The organism is Bradyrhizobium sp. AZCC 1678 (genome assembly GCF_036924765.1).
GTDB classification, from domain to species: domain Bacteria; phylum Pseudomonadota; class Alphaproteobacteria; order Rhizobiales; family Xanthobacteraceae; genus Bradyrhizobium; species Bradyrhizobium algeriense.
This window is the reverse complement of record NZ_JAZHSE010000001.1, coordinates 5424887-5443606: the sequence shown is the minus strand read 5'-3', so window position 1 is coordinate 5443606 and position 18720 is coordinate 5424887. Positions and strand designations below refer to the sequence as shown.

24 protein-coding genes and 1 pseudogene are annotated in these 18720 nt (G+C 61.9%); 24 read left to right on the top strand and 1 reads right to left on the bottom strand.

All coding sequences use genetic code 11. From position 1 onward, the window contains the following. Positions 1-130 precede the first annotated feature (130 nt). Positions 131-2185, top strand: a complete 2055-nt coding sequence (locus V1294_RS26145; protein ID WP_334501122.1) for an FAD-dependent oxidoreductase — start codon at positions 131-133, stop codon at positions 2183-2185. Between the two features lie 164 nt (positions 2186-2349). After that, positions 2350-4378, top strand: a pseudogene (locus tag V1294_RS26140) (ABC transporter ATP-binding protein). Here the strand turns inward: V1294_RS26140 and V1294_RS26135 are convergent. Beyond that, entirely contained in the window at positions 4321-5544 is a 1224-nt protein-coding gene (locus tag V1294_RS26135) for an FAD-dependent oxidoreductase (RefSeq protein ID WP_334501120.1), read from the bottom strand. The pseudogene V1294_RS26140 and the gene V1294_RS26135 overlap by 58 nt on opposite strands. 677 nt (positions 5545-6221) lie before the next feature. Between V1294_RS26135 and rpsL the strand changes: the two genes are divergently transcribed. The 22 genes from rpsL to rplR all read left to right on the top strand — a co-directional run bounded on the left by rpsL (position 6222) and on the right by rplR (position 18670). After that, positions 6222-6593 (top strand): 30S ribosomal protein S12, encoded by a 372-nt coding sequence (gene rpsL / locus V1294_RS26130; RefSeq protein ID WP_108518071.1) that lies wholly within the window; start codon positions 6222-6224, stop codon positions 6591-6593. A gap of 15 nt (positions 6594-6608) precedes the next feature. Next, positions 6609-7079, top strand: coding sequence for a 30S ribosomal protein S7 (rpsG, locus tag V1294_RS26125; protein ID WP_108518073.1), 471 nt, complete (start codon positions 6609-6611; stop codon positions 7077-7079). Between the two features lie 29 nt (positions 7080-7108). Beyond that, entirely contained in the window at positions 7109-9181 is a 2073-nt protein-coding gene (gene fusA, locus V1294_RS26120; RefSeq protein ID WP_334501118.1) for an elongation factor G, read from the top strand. Between the two features lie 40 nt (positions 9182-9221). Beyond that, complete coding sequence (gene tuf, locus V1294_RS26115; protein ID WP_334479514.1) at positions 9222-10412, top strand: elongation factor Tu; 1191 nt, start codon at positions 9222-9224, stop codon at positions 10410-10412. An 89-nt stretch (positions 10413-10501) separates the two neighbouring features. Next, positions 10502-10810: a 30S ribosomal protein S10 gene (gene rpsJ, locus V1294_RS26110; protein ID WP_002712302.1), complete on the top strand. Its 309-nt coding sequence runs from the start codon at positions 10502-10504 to the stop codon at positions 10808-10810. A 52-nt stretch (positions 10811-10862) separates the two neighbouring features. Further along, positions 10863-11582, top strand: coding sequence for a 50S ribosomal protein L3 (gene rplC / locus V1294_RS26105; protein WP_108518080.1), 720 nt, complete (start codon positions 10863-10865; stop codon positions 11580-11582). A 1-nt stretch (position 11583) separates the two neighbouring features. After that, a complete protein-coding gene (rplD, locus tag V1294_RS26100; protein ID WP_108518082.1) occupies positions 11584-12204 on the top strand; it encodes a 50S ribosomal protein L4 in 621 nt (206 codons plus the stop codon). Then, the gene (locus V1294_RS26095; protein ID WP_057849127.1) at positions 12201-12500 is read left to right on the top strand and encodes a 50S ribosomal protein L23; all 300 of its coding nucleotides are present in this window, start codon (positions 12201-12203) and stop codon (positions 12498-12500) included. Before rplD ends, V1294_RS26095 begins: the two co-directional genes overlap by 4 nt. Before the next feature lie 12 nt (positions 12501-12512). After that, a complete protein-coding gene (gene rplB / locus V1294_RS26090) occupies positions 12513-13346 on the top strand; it encodes a 50S ribosomal protein L2 (RefSeq protein ID WP_334479517.1) in 834 nt (277 codons plus the stop codon). Between the two features lie 12 nt (positions 13347-13358). Next, positions 13359-13637, top strand: coding sequence for a 30S ribosomal protein S19 (gene rpsS / locus V1294_RS26085; protein WP_247515602.1), 279 nt, complete (start codon positions 13359-13361; stop codon positions 13635-13637). A gap of 10 nt (positions 13638-13647) precedes the next feature. Then, entirely contained in the window at positions 13648-14034 is a 387-nt protein-coding gene (gene rplV, locus V1294_RS26080; protein ID WP_247515603.1) for a 50S ribosomal protein L22, read from the top strand. Between the two features lie 19 nt (positions 14035-14053). After that, positions 14054-14752 carry a 30S ribosomal protein S3 gene (gene rpsC, locus V1294_RS26075; protein ID WP_108518094.1) on the top strand — a complete coding sequence of 233 codons (699 nt, stop codon included), beginning with the start codon at positions 14054-14056 and terminating at the stop codon, positions 14750-14752. A 32-nt stretch (positions 14753-14784) separates the two neighbouring features. Further along, complete coding sequence (rplP, locus tag V1294_RS26070) at positions 14785-15198, top strand: 50S ribosomal protein L16 (RefSeq protein ID WP_025588649.1); 414 nt, start codon at positions 14785-14787, stop codon at positions 15196-15198. A gap of 4 nt (positions 15199-15202) precedes the next feature. Beyond that, the gene (gene rpmC / locus V1294_RS26065; protein WP_108518096.1) at positions 15203-15409 is read left to right on the top strand and encodes a 50S ribosomal protein L29; all 207 of its coding nucleotides are present in this window, start codon (positions 15203-15205) and stop codon (positions 15407-15409) included. Between the two features lie 11 nt (positions 15410-15420). Further along, positions 15421-15669 (top strand): 30S ribosomal protein S17, encoded by a 249-nt coding sequence (gene rpsQ / locus V1294_RS26060; RefSeq protein ID WP_057843583.1) that lies wholly within the window; start codon positions 15421-15423, stop codon positions 15667-15669. An 84-nt stretch (positions 15670-15753) separates the two neighbouring features. Then, positions 15754-16122 (top strand): 50S ribosomal protein L14, encoded by a 369-nt coding sequence (rplN, locus tag V1294_RS26055; RefSeq protein ID WP_011473865.1) that lies wholly within the window; start codon positions 15754-15756, stop codon positions 16120-16122. Continuing rightward, on the top strand, positions 16122-16436 hold the full coding sequence (rplX, locus tag V1294_RS26050) for a 50S ribosomal protein L24 (RefSeq protein WP_108518098.1): 315 nt from the start codon (positions 16122-16124) through the stop codon (positions 16434-16436). The genes rplN and rplX overlap by 1 nt, the downstream gene beginning before the upstream one ends. Continuing rightward, on the top strand, positions 16429-16986 hold the full coding sequence (rplE, locus tag V1294_RS26045) for a 50S ribosomal protein L5 (RefSeq protein ID WP_334479521.1): 558 nt from the start codon (positions 16429-16431) through the stop codon (positions 16984-16986). The genes rplX and rplE overlap by 8 nt, the downstream gene beginning before the upstream one ends. A gap of 44 nt (positions 16987-17030) precedes the next feature. Beyond that, a complete protein-coding gene (rpsN, locus tag V1294_RS26040; RefSeq protein WP_025588640.1) occupies positions 17031-17336 on the top strand; it encodes a 30S ribosomal protein S14 in 306 nt (101 codons plus the stop codon). Between the two features lie 14 nt (positions 17337-17350). Further along, the gene (gene rpsH, locus V1294_RS26035; protein WP_057834252.1) at positions 17351-17749 is read left to right on the top strand and encodes a 30S ribosomal protein S8; all 399 of its coding nucleotides are present in this window, start codon (positions 17351-17353) and stop codon (positions 17747-17749) included. A 16-nt stretch (positions 17750-17765) separates the two neighbouring features. Continuing rightward, positions 17766-18299: a 50S ribosomal protein L6 gene (gene rplF / locus V1294_RS26030; RefSeq protein WP_334479523.1), complete on the top strand. Its 534-nt coding sequence runs from the start codon at positions 17766-17768 to the stop codon at positions 18297-18299. An 11-nt stretch (positions 18300-18310) separates the two neighbouring features. Further along, complete coding sequence (rplR, locus tag V1294_RS26025) at positions 18311-18670, top strand: 50S ribosomal protein L18 (protein WP_247515609.1); 360 nt, start codon at positions 18311-18313, stop codon at positions 18668-18670. The last annotated feature ends 50 nt before the right edge of the window (positions 18671-18720 follow it).

Here is an 18720-nt window from a genome sequence, read left to right as displayed (position 1 = left end):
GCTTTCTTTCATTGCTGCGTTGCGGAGACCTGCTTTGTTCATCTTCCCTTCAGGGTGAAAAGGGCTTTTGCTTGTGGTTTAGACCGGCTGCTTCCAGAAGGCAGGGGGGCCGGAGGGCGACGGAAAAGACATGTTGGATCTTGCAATCGTAGGCGGTGGCCCGGGCGGGCTGATGAGCGCCTGGTATTTGAAGAAAAAGCTCGGCGATCTCTGCCGCGTCACGATCTACGAGGCATCCGACCGGGTCGGCGGCAAGATCGTCTCGCGGAAATTCGATTCCGCGCCGGCGATGTACGAGGCCGGCGTCGCCGAAATCTACGATTATTCGATGACCGGCCCGGATCCGCTGCGGGAACTGATCCAGCATTTCGGCCTGCAAACGATACCGATGGACGCCGAGCAGGTGCACCTCGACGGTGAGCTGCTCCACGACGTGCCGGGCATGCGCCGCAAGTATGGCGAGAGGACCGCGGCTGCGATCGAGGCGTTCCGCAAGCGCTGCAGCGATATGGTATCGCCGATCGAGTATTATGAGGGCGTCGGCGCCCACGACAACGAGCATCCCTGGGCCTTCATGACCTGCGAGGAGGTGCTCGACAAGGAAGTCGACGATCCCACCGCCAAGCGCTTCCTCAAGGTGATGGCGCGATCGGATATCGCGACCGAAAGCCACAACACTAACGGGCTGAACGCGCTGAAGAACTTCGTGATGGATGTCGACGGCTATATCGGCCTGTATTCGATCCAGAACGGCAACGAGCAACTGATCGAGTGCCTGCGCTCGGAAGTCGATGCTGATATTCAGCTCAACTATCGCGTGCTCAAGGTCGGCAAGACCGACTCTGGTCGCTACGAACTCAATATGATGAACGGGAAGGGGCCGGAGACGCGGGATTTCGATCTGGTGCTGATGTGCCTGCCGCATTCCTGGCTCGCCACCATGCGCTGGGATGGCGAAGAGCTGCGCCGGTCGATGGTCAAGCACGTCGCCTATTTCGACCGTCCGGCCCATTATCTTCGGGTTTCGATCCTGTTCGACGAACCGTTCTGGGGCGAGAAGATCACCGGCGCCTGGTTCATGTCGGAAGCGTTCGGCGGCTGCTGCGTCTACAACGAGGGCGCCCGCCACGACGTCGGCAAGCACGGCGTGCTGAACTGGCTGATCGCAGGTTCCGACGCGCTTGCGTTCGCCAATCTGAGCGATCAGGAACTGATCGACGCCGCGCTGAAATCGTTGCCGGCCTCGCTCGGCAACGCCCGCGATCATTTCATGGAAGGCAAGATCCACCGCTGGCTGTCGTCGGTGAATGCGCTGCCGGGCGGCCTGCCGGTGCGCGACGTCATGACCAACCATCGCCCCGAACCGAAAGAGCATCCGGGGATCGTCGTGGTCGGCGACTATCTGTTCGATTCGACGCTGAACGGCCTGCTCGACTCCTCCGACGCCGCCACCGATATCATCTTGACCGAGATGATGCGGCTGCGCCGCGCCCGCGCACAAGAGGGCGGGGTATCGTCCGACAAGATCGACCGCAGCTATTTCGAGAATTACCGCGGCGTTGGCCCCTACAGCGAAGTCTGGAGCCAGTTTACCGATCCGGCCTATCTGACGGACCTGATCAAGATCGTCTGGAACAGGGCCAAGGGCTACAAGCTGCTGGTTGCCGGCTCCGCCAGCGGCGAACTGGTCGGCGCGCTGCGCGAGCGCGGCATCGATGCCTGGGGTATCGAAAACAACAAGGCGATCCACGCCAAAACCCCGAAGGCGTTGAAAAAGTACAACAAGCTCGGCTCCGTCGTCGACATGCCGTTCAAGGACGGCGAATTCGATTTCGTGTTCGAGACCAGCCTGTGTCACGTCGCCGAAAAGCAGGTCCCGCGGGCGGTGCGCGAACTCAACCGCGTCGTGAAGACCGGGCTGCTGTTCGGATCGGTGACGTCCGACATGGCCCCCGCGCTGATCGACCGTTACGACCTGTTGCGCGGCGTGAAGAAGCTCGGCACCTGGTGGGAATGGTCTGAATTGTTCTTCGGCAACGGCTTCGACCTCTCGATGCACCGCCGCGACTGCACCGATGCGGTGTGGGCGGCGACGCTGGCTGCCAACAAGGGGCCGGGGCAGTGGTACGCCGACGCCGACAGCCTGCGCTATTCGTTCTTCGACAAGGTCGAATCGGACGATTGAGGTCCGAACGGTGTATTAAGGCACGGCCGGCTCTGATGGATCAGCGCCGGTCGCGCCAAATGTTTGCCGAATTGATCCCGATCGCATAGAATCCGCACGGGTAGCGCTCGCCGCTGCCGCGTTCGATTTGCGGTCAAGCCGGCCGTGCAGCATCGGTTGGTTTCATGGCGCCCAAGCCTCCTTCCTCGGATGATCAGAATCCCGTGCCGGCGGACGATCCTGAGCTGACGAAGAAGCTCGTGCTGGAGGCCGTCGCGCCGCTCTCCGGCGGTAAGGGGGCCGGCGCGCCCCCTGACGATGACAAGGACGACCAAAAGGACGAGCTGGAGCTCGACGACGATGATGATGACGAGGACCTCGTCGTCTTCACCGCCAAGGAAGCCGCCGGCGCGATGGCGACCATCTACGGCTTCGTCAGGCCGTATCTCGGCAATTACAGGAAGCTTCTCGTCTTCGTGACCTTCGGCGTTCTCGTTGAGACGCTGTTCAACGTCATCATGCCGCTGAGCCTCAAATTCCTGATCGACGACGCGCTCGGCGAGGAGGACTTTCAGGCGCTCTACAAGATCCTCGGCGTGCTTGCGGTCGCTGGCATCATCACCTCGATCATTGCGGTCTGGTATGAGCGCTGGGATGCGCGGCTGGCGGCGTGCATCATTGCCGACGTGCGGACGCGGCTGTTCGAGCATGTCCAGAACCTGCCGGCGTCGTATTTTGCCCGCACCAAGCGCGGCGAGATACTCTCGCGCTTTTCGATCGATCTTGCGGCCTTCGAAGGCTCGATCAAGACTTTTGCCAACAGCGCGGCGCTGCCGTTCTTTGAACTGATTGCCGGCATCATCCTGATGCTGTTTTTGAACTGGCAGCTCGCGGCGGTCGCCTTGCTGGTATTCCCGATCACGCTGATCGGGCCGCGGATCCTGACGCCGAAGGCGGTGCAGGCGAATTACGAGCAGAAGCTCAACGAATCGGCGCTGCTCGGCACCGTGCAGGAAAACGTGGCCGCGCAGGCGGTGATCAAGGCGTTCAGCCTGCAGCGCCGCACGCTGGGTTGGTTTACCATGCGCAACCAGGAAGTGCGCATCAAGACCGCGTCCGCCGTCTTCCTCTCCACGATGGTGGAGCGCACCGTCACCATTTCAGTATTGCTGCTGCACCTCGTGGTACTGGCGATCGGCGCCTATCTCGCCACCAAGGGCCAGATCACCATCGGCACCTTCGTCACCTTCGAGAGCGCGTTCTGGGAGGTGTCCTACAACATCGCCCATCTGATGCATTTCATTCCGGTGTCGATCCAGTCGGCGGCGGCGGTGCGGCACATCCAGGAACTGCTGGATGAGCCGACGCGGGGCGCCGATCGCCCGGGGCGCGCCCGATATGCCGCGCATCACCAACGACATCACCTTCGACCGCGTTACCTTTGCTTACGAGGGCAGCGAGACGCCGGTGCTCGACAATTTCAGCCTCAAGCTCGGCGTCGGCAAGCGCATCGCGATCGTCGGCCCCAGCGGCTCGGGCAAGAGCACGCTGCTCAATCTGATCCTGCGTCTTTACACGCCGGACGAGGGGCGCGTGGCCATCGACGGCGTCGATATCCGCCGCGTGACCCGCGAATCCCTGCGCAGCGGTATGGCGGTCGTGTTCCAGGAGAACATGCTGTTCAACATGTCGATCCGGGAGAACATCCGGCTCGGCAAGGAAGGCGCCAGCGACGAGGAGGTCGAGGAGGCGGCGCGCAAGGCCGAGATCCACAGCTACATCATGAGCCTGCCGCAGAAATACGACACGCCGGTCGGCGAGCGCGGCGACACGCTGTCGGGCGGCCAGCGCCAGCGCATCGCGATCGCGCGCGCGATCATCCGCAATCCCTCGCTGCTGCTGCTCGATGAGGCGACATCGGCGCTCGACCAGACCACGGAAGCCGCGATCAACCGCACGCTTCTCAACGTGGCGGAGGGCCGCACCATGATCTGGTCGACCCACCGTCTGACGTCAGTGGTCGAGATGGACGAGATCATCGTGATTTCAGGCGGCAAGGCGATCGAGCGCGGCTCGCATACGCAGTTGCTCGCGGCCAACGGCGTCTATCGCAAGCTCTGGGACGACCAGGGCCGCACGCCGCACAACGCTGCCGGTCAGGCCGACGACGACAATGAAGACGACGACGATGATGAGGATGACGACGAGGAGTGAGCCCGGCGGCTTGACCCCGCGCTGACGCGGTTGCGCATCCGCCGCACGGCGCCTTCACCGAACCACGCCAGGAAGCGCGCCCAGCGCTGCGCACTCCAGTATGGCCCGTTCTCGATCGTGACCTTGCGGAAGCTTATGGCTTTTGCCATCGACCAGGTGTCGCAAGCCTGCTTGACCGGATCGTCGTAAAAGGAAGCGATCTTGTCCGCGCCCATGCCCTCGGTCGCAAGCCAGACGGGGATATGGACGTTGCAGAGCTGGGCTATGTCCGTGAACACCTTGTCGGTGCCGGTGCCGGTAACCGGGCAGGTGGCCGCAAAGGCGTCGCCGACCAGAACGACGCCCGCTTGGCGATAGCCGGTTGAGACATAGAGATCGGCGGGCCTGATCTTGACGTCGCCGGCAACGCCGTATTCGCCGGTGATGCGGCGCAGCCTGGGCAGCGCGGCGTTCATGGTCTCGACCGGCCTGTGGCGCATCTCGCGCAGCCAGGGGTCGTCGACCTCGCGATAGACGAAAAGGTTGGCCCGCATCCGGTTTCCGACAGGGAAGAGCGTCACATAGGCGACGCGCTCCTTTACCCGTTCCGAAAAATAGGTGAGGGCGGGAAATTCGAAGGCCGGGCGGCCAACCGGCACCAGGTCGAATCCGATCGAGATGGAATGGCTGACGCTGAGGATATGGCGCTCGATGCCGAGATTGCGGCGCAGCCCGACACTCAGGCCATTGGCCAGCACCACCAGCCGCGCCGAGATGGTTTCGCCGTTGGACAGCGTGAGATTCTGCCGCTCTGCGCTGGTCGAGACGTCGGTCACCTTGGCGTAGATCAGTTCGGCGGGGGACGGGATTTCGGCGCGGATCGCGCCGATCAGCGCGTCGTACATGATGCCGTACTGGCGGCTCGGCTTCTTGTCGAGCAGGTAGCCGAATCGCGCGATCCAGTTTTCGCCGTCATGGGTGGCCGAGCGAAGCACCGAATCGGCGATTCCGGTCTGATAAAAACGATCGAGCTGCTCGTTGCCGCTGATTTTTTCGACGCGGAAGTCGAACGGATAGACCTGATGCGGATCGATCAGAACCGTCGGAATTCCCGCGCGTCCGAGCATGGCGGCCGCGGTCGAGCCGGCAAGGCCGCCGCCGATGATCGCGATGTCGGTATACTTCATGGGGATTCCCGGTCTCGAAGCGGTAGTTTTGCGCCTCGAAAGGCAAACAAAAGCTAGCCGGGAAAAAGTGGAACCAGTATTTGGTGTTTCTGGATATTTTTATCCGGGTAAAATTAGCGGTTGGCGCGACTCAAGGGAGGGAGGGGCAGCGCCATTTCGAACTTGCCGAATTCGCGCGAAGCACTGAATCCGCAGACGCCATAGGCGTTTCCAGCGTTCTCGTTTCGCTTGACTTAGCTATCCACCGCTTATAGAAGACGGCCACTTAACGACAGGCGGTGAGCAACGCCAGCGTCGGAACGGAACACCCTTTCAAATCCTTACGGAAGTTTCCTAGAGGACCTGGACGGGCACCAACCTCGACGAATGCCGCTCAAACGCTGTCGATCATATTGCTAGGCAATGCCAGGACGATTTTAGTTCTCTTGAGCACGTCCTCTTGAGAGTGAACTCGGATGCATGACCTCGGTAGCAGGCCGGACAGCGAACGCTGATCGGCCTTTATTCGCGGTCCTCTGTGGCGTCGAAGCGCTTTCCGCTCAGCGATGGGTGGTTGGCGCGATTTCGCTTTGCGTGGATGTTTTTCACGCAGGGCGGGCCGAACGGAACGGCTAGTTCCGAGAAGAATTTGCGAAAGCCATTCAAGGTTTCGCGCGAACTAAAGGGTGAAGGCTGACATGCCGACGATCAACCAGCTGATCGCAAAACCGCGTGCGGTGCAGAAGTCACGCAAGAAGGTGCCGGCGCTGCAGCAGTCGCCGCAGAAGCGCGGCGTTTGCACGCGCGTCTACACCACGACCCCGAAGAAGCCGAACTCGGCGCTTCGTAAGGTTGCCAAGGTGCGCCTGACCAACGGCTTCGAAGTGATCGGTTACATCCCGGGTGAAGGCCATAACCTTCAGGAGCACTCGGTGGTCATGATCCGCGGCGGCCGCGTCAAGGACTTGCCCGGCGTGCGCTACCACATCCTCCGCGGCGTCCTCGATACCCAGGGCGTCAAGAACCGTAAGCAGCGTCGTTCGAAGTACGGCGCGAAGCGTCCGAAGTAAGCGGGAACAGATCAGATGTCTCGTCGCCATTCTGCTGAAAAGCGTGAAGTGAACCCGGATCCGAAGTTCGGGAACGTCATCATCACGAAGTTCATGAACTCGATCATGTACGACGGCAAGAAATCTGCCGCCGAGAGCATCGTCTACGGCGCGCTCGCCATGATCGAAACCAAGACCAAGCAGGGCCCGCTGCCGGTGTTCGAGCAGGCGCTCGAAAACGTCATGCCGACCATCGAAGTGCGCTCGCGCCGCGTCGGCGGCGCCACCTACCAGGTGCCGGTCGAAGTGCGCTCGGTTCGCCGCCAGGCGCTGGGCATTCGCTGGATCATCACGGCAGCGCGCGATCGCAACGAAAAGACGATGACGGAGCGGCTTTCGGCCGAGCTGCTCGACGCATCGAATAACCGGGGTAACGCCGTCAAGAAGCGTGAAGACGTGCACCGGATGGCGGAAGCCAACCGTGCCTTCTCGCATTATCGCTGGTAACGGCGAAGAACGGATTTAAGGAACAGCCCATGCCCCGCGTTCATGCCATAGAGAACTACCGCAACTTCGGTATCATGGCGCATATCGATGCCGGTAAGACCACGACCACCGAACGCATCCTCTATTACACCGGCAAGAGCCACAAGATCGGCGAAGTGCACGAAGGTGCCGCGACGATGGACTGGATGGAGCAGGAGCAGGAGCGTGGCATCACGATCACCTCCGCTGCGACCACCGCGTTCTGGAACGGCAAGCGCCTGAACATCATCGACACCCCCGGCCACGTCGACTTCACCATCGAAGTCGAGCGTTCGCTGCGCGTGCTCGACGGCGCCGTATGCGTGCTCGATTCCAACCAGGGCGTCGAACCGCAGACCGAGACCGTCTGGCGCCAGGGCGACAAGTACAGGGTTCCGCGCATCGTCTTCGCCAACAAGATGGACAAGACCGGCGCGGACTTCTTCAAGTGTCTCGCCGACATCGTTGACCGCCTCGGCGCCAAGCCGATCGCGATCCAGCTTCCGATCGGTGCCGAGAACAATTTCAAGGGCCTCGTCGACCTCGTCGTCATGAAGGGCATCATCTGGAACGATGAATCGCTCGGCGCGAAGTTCGACTACGTCGATATCCCGGCCGACATGGTCGACCAGGCCAAGGAATACCGCGAGAAGATGATCGAAGCCGCCGTCGAGCTCGACGACGGCGCGATGGCCGCCTATCTCGACGGCAACGAGCCGGATGAAGCGACGCTGAAGCGGCTGATCCGTAAAGCCGTGCTGACCGGCGCCTTCTATCCCGTGCTGTGCGGCTCGGCCTTCAAGAACAAGGGCGTGCAGCCGCTGCTCGACGCCGTTGTCGACTATCTGCCGTCGCCGGTCGACGTACCCGCGATCAAGGGCACCGACGACGATGGCAATGAAGTGGTGCGCAAGGCCGACGACAAGGAGCCGCTGGCTCTGCTCGCGTTCAAGATCATGGACGACCCGTTCGTCGGCACCATCACCTTCTGCCGCATCTATTCGGGCATCCTGCAGAGCGGCACCGGCGTCGTGAACTCGACCCGCGAAAAGAAAGAGCGTATCGGCCGTATGCTTTTGATGCATGCGAACAACCGCGAAGACATCAAGGAAGCCTATGCCGGCGACATCGTCGCGTTGGCGGGCCTGAAGGAAGCGCGCACCGGTGACACGCTGTGCGATCCCGACAAGCAGGTGATCCTCGAAAAGATGGAATTCCCGGAGCCGGTGATCGAGATCGCGATCGAGCCGAAGTCGAAGGCCGACCAGGAAAAGCTCGGCGTGGCGCTGGCGAAGCTCGCCGCCGAAGATCCGTCGTTCCGTGTGTCGACCGACCAGGAGTCCGGCCAGACCATTCTCAAGGGCATGGGCGAACTCCATCTCGACATCAAGGTCGACATCCTCCGCCGTACCTACAAGGTGGACGCCAACATCGGCGCGCCGCAGGTGGCGTTCCGCGAGCGGGTCACCAAGCGCGCGGAAGTCAAGTACACGCACAAGAAGCAGACCGGCGGTACCGGTCAGTTCGCCGAAGTGTCGATCATCGTCGAGCCGAACGAGCCCGGCAAGGGCTACGAGTTCGAATCGAAGATCGTCGGCGGCGCGGTGCCGAAGGAATACATCCCTGGCGTCGAAAAGGGCCTCAACAGCGTGATGGGCTCGGGCGTGGTCGCCGGCTTCCCGGTGGTGGACGTCAAGGTCCAGCTGGTCGACGGCAAGTATCACGACGTCGACTCTTCGGCTCTGGCCTTCGAAATCGCATCGCGCGCGGCATTCCGCGAAGCGCTGCAGAAGGGCAAGTCCGTTCTGCTCGAGCCGATCATGAAGGTCGAGGTGGTGACCCCGGAAGACTATACCGGTTCGGTCATCGGCGATCTGAATTCGCGGCGCGGCCAGATCCAGGGCCAGGACATGCGCGGCAACGCCAACGTCATCAACGCGATGGTGCCGCTCATGAACATGTTCGGGTACGTGAATAACCTGCGCTCGATGAGCCAGGGACGCGCGACCTTTACGATGCAATTCGATCACTACGCTGAAGCGCCGGCGAACGTGTCGGCAGAAGTCCAGAAGAAGTTTGCCTGATTGTCGTTGGTTCAAAGCTAACGACTGAACGGAGAGTCAAATGGCCAAAGCAAAGTTTGAACGTAATAAACCGCACTGCAATATCGGAACCATCGGTCACGTCGACCATGGCAAGACATCGCTGACCGCAGCGATCACCAAGGTGCTGGCTGAAACCGGCGGTGCGACGTTCACGGCGTACGACCAGATCGACAAGGCGCCGGAAGAGAAGGCGCGCGGCATCACGATCTCGACCGCCCACGTCGAATACGAAACCACCAACCGGCACTACGCCCACGTCGACTGTCCGGGCCACGCCGACTACGTGAAGAACATGATCACCGGCGCAGCCCAGATGGATGGCGCGATCCTGGTCGTGTCGGCCGCCGACGGCCCGATGCCGCAGACCCGCGAGCACATCCTGCTCGCCCGTCAGGTCGGCGTTCCCGCGCTGGTCGTGTTCCTGAACAAGTGCGACATGGTCGACGATCCGGAACTGCTCGAGCTCGTCGAGCTCGAAGTCCGCGAACTGCTTTCGAAGTACGAATTCCCGGGCGACACCATCCCGATCATCAAGGGCTCGGCGCTCGCCGCTCTTGAAGACAAGGACAAGGCGCTCGGTCACGACGCCATCCTCGAGCTGATGAAGAACGTCGACTCCTACATTCCGCAGCCGGAGCGTCCGATCGATCAGCCGTTCCTGATGCCGGTCGAAGACGTGTTCTCGATCTCGGGCCGCGGCACCGTTGTGACCGGTCGCGTCGAGCGCGGCATCGTCAAGGTCGGCGAGGAAATCGAAATCGTCGGTCTGCGCGACACCCAGAAGACCATCGTCACCGGCGTCGAAATGTTCCGCAAGCTGCTCGATCAGGGCCAGGCCGGCGACAACATCGGTGCGCTGCTCCGTGGCACCAAGCGCGAGGAAGTCGAGCGTGGCCAGGTGCTGTGCAAGCCCGGTTCGGTCAAGCCGCACACCAAGTTCAAGGCTGAGGCCTACATCCTGACCAAGGAAGAGGGCGGTCGTCACACCCCGTTCTTCACCAACTACCGGCCCCAGTTCTACTTCCGCACCACCGACGTGACCGGCGTCGTGCATCTGCCCGAAGGCACCGAAATGGTGATGCCGGGCGACAACATCGCGATGGAAGTGCACCTGATCGTGCCGATCGCGATGGAAGAAAAGCTGCGCTTCGCGATCCGTGAAGGCGGCCGCACCGTCGGCGCCGGCGTCGTCGCCTCCATCATCGAGTAAAGAGAAAACGAAAAGCGGATAGCGAATGGTTTCATTCGCTATTCGCCGCTCACTACTCGCATCAAGCGACGAAGAAAGAGACAACGGCAATGAACGGCCAAAATATTCGCATCCGTCTCAAGGCGTTCGACCATCGTATCCTCGATACGTCGACCCGCGAGATCGTGAACACGGCGAAACGTACCGGTGCCCAGGTTCGCGGACCCATTCCGCTGCCCACCCGCATCGAGAAGTTCACCGTCAACCGTTCACCGCACGTCGACAAGAAGAGCCGCGAGCAATTCGAGATGCGCACCCACAAGCGCCTTCTCGACATCGTCGATCCGACCCCGCAGACCGTCGATGCTTTGATGAAGCTCGATCTGGCCGCCGGTGTCGACGTCGAGATCAAGCTCTAAGATTTTCAGGATCGTCCGAAGTTAGCGGACAGAAAGAACAGGAAGCACGCCGATGCGCTCCGGAGTGATCGCACAAAAGGTCGGGATGACGCGGGTCTTTACGGAGACCGGCGAACATATCCCTGTGACCGTGCTGAAGCTGGGCAATTGCCAGGTGCTGGGCCACCGCACGACCGAGAAGAACGGTTATGTTGCGCTGCAGCTCGGTTCGGGTACCCGCAAAACCGTCTATCTGCCGAAGGCAGAGCGCGGCCAGTTTGCGGTCGCCAAGGTCGAGCCCAAGCGGAAGGTCACCGAGTTCCGCGTGTCCGAGGACGCGCTGATCCCGGTCGGCGCCGAGATTCAGGCGGACCATTTCGTGGTCGGCCAGTTCGTCGACGTCACCGGCACCTCGGTCGGTAAGGGTTTTGCCGGCGGCATGAAGCGCTGGAATTTCGGCGGTCTGCGCGCCACCCACGGTGTGTCGGTTTCGCATCGTTCGATCGGTTCGACCGGCGGACGTCAGGATCCCGGCAAGACCTTCAAGAACAAGAAGATGCCCGGTCACATGGGTGTCGATCGCATCACCACGCTCAATCTGCGTGTGGTGCAGACCGACGTCGAGCGCGGCCTGATCCTCGTCGAAGGCGCCGTTCCCGGCTCCAAGGGCGGCTGGATCTCGGTGCGCGACGCCGTCAAGAAGCCGCTGCCGAAGGAAGCTCCGAAGCCCGGCAAGTTCAAGGTCGCCGGCGGTGAGCAGGCTCAGGCTCCGGCCGAGCAGGAGGGCGCGTGAGATGGAACTGAAAGTCACGACCCTTGAAGGTAAGGAAGCTGGATCGGTACAGCTGTCGGACGCGATCTTCGGTCTCGAGCCGCGCGCCGACATCATCCAGCGTTGCGTGCAATGGCAGCTCAACAAGCGCCAGGCCGGAACGCACAAGACGCAGGGCCGCGCCGACGTCTGGCGCACCGGCAAGAAGATGTACAAGCAGAAGGGCACCGGCGGCGCCCGTCACGGCTCGGCCCGCGTGCCGCAGTTCCGCGGCGGTGGCCGTGCGTTCGGTCCGGTGGTTCGCTCGCACGCGACCGACCTGCCGAAGAAGGTGCGCGCGCTGGCGCTCAAGCATGCCTTGTCGGCGAAGGCCAAGGACGGCGGCCTGATCGTGATCGACAATGCGCAGGTCAAGGACGCCAAGACCAAGGCGCTGGTCGGTCATTTCTCAGGGTTGGGCCTGACCAATGCGCTGATCATCGACGGCGCCGAGGTGCATGCCGGTTTCGCGACCGCTGCGCGCAACATTCCGAATATCGACGTGCTGCCGATCCAGGGCATCAACGTCTATGACATTCTGCGTCGTCAGAAGCTCGTGCTGACGAAGGCGGCAGTCGATGCGCTGGAGGCGCGCTTCAAATGAAGAATATCGATCCGCGCCATTACGACGTGATCGTCGCACCCGTCGTCACCGAAAAGGCGACGGTTGCCTCCGAGCACAACAAGGTGGTGTTCAAGGTCGCCAGCAAGGCGACCAAGCCGCAAATCAAGGAAGCCGTCGAAAAGCTGTTCGACGTCAAGGTGAAGCGCGTGAACACGCTGGTCCGCAAGGGCAAGACCAAGGTGTTCCGCGGCAATTTCGGTTCGCAGTCGGACGTGAAGCGGGCTGTCGTGACCCTCGAAGAGGGCCACCGCATCGACGTCACTACCGGACTATAAGGCGACACAGCGATGGCATTGAAAACATACAATCCGACGACGCCGGGCCAGCGCCAGCTGGTGATGGTCGACCGTTCGGCGCTCTACAAGGGCAAGCCGGTGAAGGCGCTGACCGAGGGCAAGCTCGGCAACGGCGGCCGCAACAACACCGGCCGCATCACCGTGCGTTTCCGCGGCGGCGGCCACAAGAAGTCCTACCGCCTGGTGGACTTCAAGCGGAACAAGGTCGACGTTCCCGCCGTCGTCGAACGGCTGGAGTACGATCCGAACCGCACCGCGTTCATCGCGCTGATCAAGTATCAGGACGGCGAGCAGGCCTACATCCTGGCGCCGCAGCGTCTGGCTGCGGGCGACACCGTGGTTGCCGGCAACTATGTCGACGTCAAGCCCGGCAATGTCATGCCGATGGGCAACATGCCGGTCGGCACCATCATCCACAACATCGAGATGAAGATCGGGAAGGGCGGCCAGATCGCACGTTCGGCCGGCACCTACGCCCAGATCGTCGGTCGCGACCAGGACTACGTCATTCTGCGCCTGAACTCGGGCGAGCAGCGCCTGGTGCACGGTCGTTGCCGCGGCACCATCGGTGCGGTGTCAAACCCCGATCACATGAACATCTCGATCGGCAAGGCCGGTCGTACCCGCTGGCTCGGCTGGCGTCCGCATAACCGCGGCGTCGTCATGAACCCGATCGACCATCCGCACGGCGGCGGCGAAGGCCGCACCTCGGGCGGCCGCCACCCGGTCACCCCGTGGGGCAAGCCGACCAAGGGCAAGAAGACCCGTTCGAACAAATCGACCAATCGATTCATCCTCCTAAGCCGCCACAAGCGGAAGAAGTAAGGAACGCCGGACATGGTACGTTCAGTCTGGAAAGGCCCGTTCGTCGAAGCCTCTCTGCTCAAGAAGGCAGATGCTGCGCGCGCGTCGGGCCGTCACGACGTCATCAAGATCTGGAGCCGCCGCTCGACTATCCTGCCGCAATTCGTCGGCCTGACGTTCGGTGTCTACAACGGCCAGAAGCATGTGCCGGTATCGATCAACGAGGAAATGGTGGGTCACAAGTTCGGCGAGTTCTCGCCGACCCGTACCTTCCATGGCCATTCTGGCGACAAGAAAGCCAAGAAGGCTTGAGGAATAGACGATGAGCAAACCAAAGCGCGAACGTGTCCTCGCGGACAACGAGGCCAAGGCAGTTGCCCGGATGCTGCGCGTCAGCCCGCAGAAGCTCAATCTTGTCGCGCAGCTGATCCGCGGCCGGAAGGCTTCGGCTGCGCTCGCCGATTTGCAGTTCTCGCGCAAGCGGATCGCGGTCGACGTCAAGAAGTGCCTGGAATCGGCGATCGCGAACGCCGAGAACAACCACGACCTCGAGGTCGACGATCTCGTCGTCGCCGAGGCGCATGTTGGCAACGGCATCGTGATGAAGCGTTTTTCACCGCGCGGCCGCGGCCGTTCGGGGCGTATCTATAAACCGTTCTCGCACCTGACCATTGTGGTTCGTCAGGTCGAGGCCGAGGCAAGCGCTTAAAGCGGCGCGGGAGAAAACGATGGGTCAAAAGATCAATCCAATCGGACTGCGTCTCGGCATCAACCGCACGTGGGATTCCCGTTGGTTCGCCGGCAAGAACGAATACGGCAAGCTGTTGCATGAAGACGTCAAGATCCGCGAGATCCTGCACAAGGAACTCAAGCAGGCGGCCGTCGCCCGCATCGTGATCGAGCGTCCGCACAAGAAGTGCCGCGTGACGATCCACTCGGCGCGTCCGGGTGTGGTGATCGGCAAGAAGGGCGCCGACATCGACAAGCTGCGCAAGCGGGTTGCCGACATCACGGCTTCCGACGTCGTCATCAACATCGTCGAAATCCGCAAGCCGGAGCTCGACGCTACCCTGGTCGCCGAATCGATCGCCCAGCAGCTCGAGCGCCGCGTCGCTTTCCGCCGCGCCATGAAGCGGGCGGTGCAGTCGGCGATGCGTCTCGGCGCCGAAGGCATTCGTATCAATTGCTCGGGCCGTCTCGGCGGCGCCGAAATCGCGCGCATGGAGTGGTACCGCGAAGGCCGCGTGCCGTTGCACACGCTGCGCGCCGACGTCGATTACGGCGTGGCGACCGCGTTCACCACGTTCGGCACCTGCGGCGTCAAGGTCTGGATCTTCAAGGGTGAGATCCTCGAGCACGATCCGATGGCCCAGGACAAGAAGATGGCCGAAGGCGACACCGCACGTCCGCGCCGCGACGCAGCGTGAGACATCAGAAGAAGGTTTGAGGGCTTAAAGCCATGATGCAACCAAAGAAAACGAAGTTCCGGAAGGCGCATAAGGGCCGTATCCACGGCGTTGCGACTTCGGGTGCGACGTTGTCGTTCGGTCAATTCGGTCTGAAGGCGATGGCGCCCGAGCGCATCACCGCCCGCCAGATCGAAGCCGCGCGCCGCGCGCTGACCCGCCACATGAAGCGCGCCGGCCGCGTCTGGATCCGCGTGTTTCCGGACCTGCCGGTGTCGAAGAAGCCCGCCGAAGTCCGCATGGGCTCGGGCAAGGGTACGCCGGAATTGTGGGTGGCGCGGGTCAAGCCCGGCCGCGTGATTTTCGAGATCGACGGCGTCACGGTGCAGACCGCCAAGGAGGCGCTCTCGCTTGCCGCCGCCAAGCTGCCGATCAAGACGCGCTTCGTCGCGCGCATTGCGGAGTAACGTCATGGCCCCGATGAAAGTTGAAGACATCCGCGCGATGAGCGACGACCAGAGAGAGGACGCCGTCCTCAATCTGAAGAAGGAGCGTTTCAATCTGCGTTTCCAGCGCGCCACCGGGCAGCTGGAGAACACCTCGCGGCTGCGCGAAGCCCGCCGCGACATCGCCCGCATCAAGACCATCGCCGCGCAAACGCGCGCGAAGAAGAAGTAAGAGGCCTTATTATGCCGAAACGTACCCTTCAGGGCGTGGTCGTGAGCGACAAGCAAGCCAAGACGGTGGTGGTGCGCGTCGATCGCCGCTTCACCCATCCGATCTACAAGAAGACGATCCGCCGCTCCAAGAACTACCACGCGCACGACGAGAACAGCGAGTTCAAGCCGGGCGACATGGTGTGGATCGAGGAGAGCAAGCCGATCTCCAAGTTGAAGCGCTGGACCGTGGTCCGGGGCGAGCAGAAGAAAACCGCCTGAGTTCGTTCGGCTTGGCCGGACGGGTAATCAGGAAAAATTTTAGGCGCTAATTCGAGCGCAACAGAAAGAGGACGAGGTGCATCAATGATTCAGATGCAGACCAACCTCGACGTGGCCGACAATTCAGGCGCACGCCGTGTCATGTGCATCAAGGTGCTCGGGGGCTCCAAGCGCCGCTATGCCACCGTGGGCGACGTTATCGTCGTGTCGATCAAGGAAGCGATTCCGCGCGGCAAGGTGAAGAAGGGCGACGTGATGAAGGCCGTCGTGGTCCGGGTCCGCAAGGACATCCGCCGCGCCGACGGCTCGGTCATCCGCTTTGACCGCAACGCCGCCGTATTGATCAACAATCAGTCGGAGCCGGTCGGCACCCGTATCTTCGGGCCCGTGCCGCGCGAGCTGCGCGCCAAGAACCACATGAAAATCATCTCGCTTGCGCCGGAGGTGCTGTGATGGCTGCCAAGATCCGGAAAGGTGACAAGGTCATCGTGCTGAACGGCCGCGACAAGGGCCGCACCGGCGAAGTATTCGAGGTCCGCCCCGCCGAGAACAAGGCGCTGGTGCGCGGCGTCAACCTGGTGAAGCGTCACCAGAAGCAGACCCAGAACCAGGAAGGCGGCATCATCTCCAAGGAGTCGCCGATCCACCTGTCCAACATCGCCTATGTCGGCAAGGACGGAAAGCCGACCCGCGTGGGCTTCAAGATTCAGGCTGATGGCAAGAAGGTACGCATTGCCAAGAGCTCGGGAGCAGAGATCGATGGCTGATACCGCTTACACACCGCGCCTGCGCGCGGAGTATGACAAGAGCATTCGTGGCCAGCTGACTGAAAAGTTCGGCTATGCCAACGTCATGCAGGTGCCGCGGCTGGACAAGGTCGTGCTCAACATGGGCGTCGGCGATGCCGTCAACGACCGCAAGAAGGCTGAGACCGCGGCTGGCGAACTGACGCAGATCGCCGGCCAGAAGGCGGTCGTGACCTATTCGCGCGTCGCGATCGCGACCTTCAAGCTGCGTGAGAACCAGCCGATCGGCTGCAAGGTTACGCTGCGCAAGGCCAAGATGTACGAATTCATCGACCGCCTGGTGAACGTGGCGCTGCCGCGCGTGCGCGACTTCCGCGGGTTGAACCCGAAGAGCTTCGATGGTCGCGGCAATTACTCGCTCGGCCTCAAGGAGCACATCATTTTCCCCGAAATCGATTTCGACAAGGTTTCGGAAGCCCGCGGCATGGACATCACGGTCTGCACCACGGCCAAGACCGACGACGAGGCGCGTGCCTTGTTGACCGCATTCAATTTCCCGTTCCGGCAGTGAGAAGCCACTAAAGCCTCTCAAACGCGGAAACCCAGGAGCCAAGCATGGCAAAGAAGAGTTCGATCGAGAAGAACAACCGGCGCAAGCGGATGACGAAGAACGCCGCCCCGCAGCGTGCGAAGTTGAAGGCGATCATCGCCGACAAGACCCGGCCGATGGAAGAGCGGTTTGCGGCGACGCTGAAGCTCGCCCAGATGCCGCGCAATTCGTCGGCGACGCGGATCCGCAACCGTTGCGAGCTGACCGGTCGTCCGCGCTCGAACTACCGCAAGAACAAGCTTTCCCGCATCGCGCTGCGTGAACTTGGCTCCAAGGGCCTGGTTCCCGGGCTCGTGAAGTCGAGCTGGTAAGGAGGGTCGTCAAGATGTCAACGCACGATCCGATCAGCGATCTCATTACCCGCATCCGCAACGCGCAGATGCGTTCGAAGTCCAAGGTTTCGACCCCGGGCTCGAAGATGCGCGCCAGCGTGCTCGAAGTGCTGAAGTCCGAAGGCTATATCCGCGGCTACGCCAGCGTCGAACATGCTTCGGGCCGCAGCGAGCTCGAGATCGAGCTGAAATATTTCGACGGCGAGCCCGTCATTCGCGAGATCGAGCGGGTCTCCAAGCCGGGCCGTCGGGTTTACGCCTCGGTGAAGAACCTGCCGCGCGTGAACAACGGTCTCGGTATTTCGGTGTTGTCGACCCCAAAGGGAATCATGGCTGACCACGCCGCGCGTGACGCGAATGTGGGCGGCGAAATTCTCTTCACGGTGTTCTGAGGAAGGATTTAGAGCCATGTCACGTGTTGGCAAACGGCCCGTTCCGATCCCGTCCGGTGTGACGGCGACCGTCGAGGGGCAGACCGTCAAGATGAAGGGGCCGAAGGGCCAGCTTCAGTTCGTCGTGCATGACGACGTCGAAGTGAAGTTCGAGAGCGGCGAGGTCAAGGTCGCACCGAAGCTCAAGACCAACCGCGCGCAGGCGATGTACGGCACTGCGCGCGCGCAGGTCGCGAACCTGGTCGAGGGTGTCACCAAGGGTTTCGAGAAGAAGCTCGAGATCACCGGCGTCGGTTACCGTGCTGCGCTGCAGGGCAAGAACCTGCAGCTCGCGCTCGGCTACAGCCACGACGTCGTCTACGCGATCCCGGAAGGCATCACCATCGTGGTGCCGAAGCCGACCGAGATCACGATCACGGGCACCGATTCCCAGCGCGTCGGCCAGGTCGCCGCGGAAATCCGCGCCTACCGTCCGCCGGAGCCCTACAAGGGCAAGGGCGTGAAGTACGCCAACGAATTCATCTTCCGCAAGGAAGGCAAGAAGAAGTAACGGAGCCGGTCATGTCACTCAAGGTCACGAATGCCCGGCGCAAGCAGCGCGTGCGCAACTCGCTGCGCCGGTCCGCCAATGGACGTCCGCGTCTGTCGGTGTTCCGTTCGTCGAAGCATATCTACGCCCAGGTCATCGACGACCTGAAAGGCGAAACGCTCGCTTCCGCCTCGTCGCTGGAAAAGACCATGCGCGATGGCGGCAATACGGGCGCCAACATCGATGCGGCCAAGGCCGTCGGCAAGTTGCTGGCGGAACGCGCCGTGCAGAAGGGCGTCAAGGAAGTGGTGTTCGATCGCGGTCAGTATCTCTATCACGGGCGCGTCAAGGCGCTCGCAGATGCGGCCCGCGAAAGCGGACTGAGCTTCTAACGAACTGTTTTGGATAATTACGAGGACAGGGGCATTACTCCCCTAAAGAT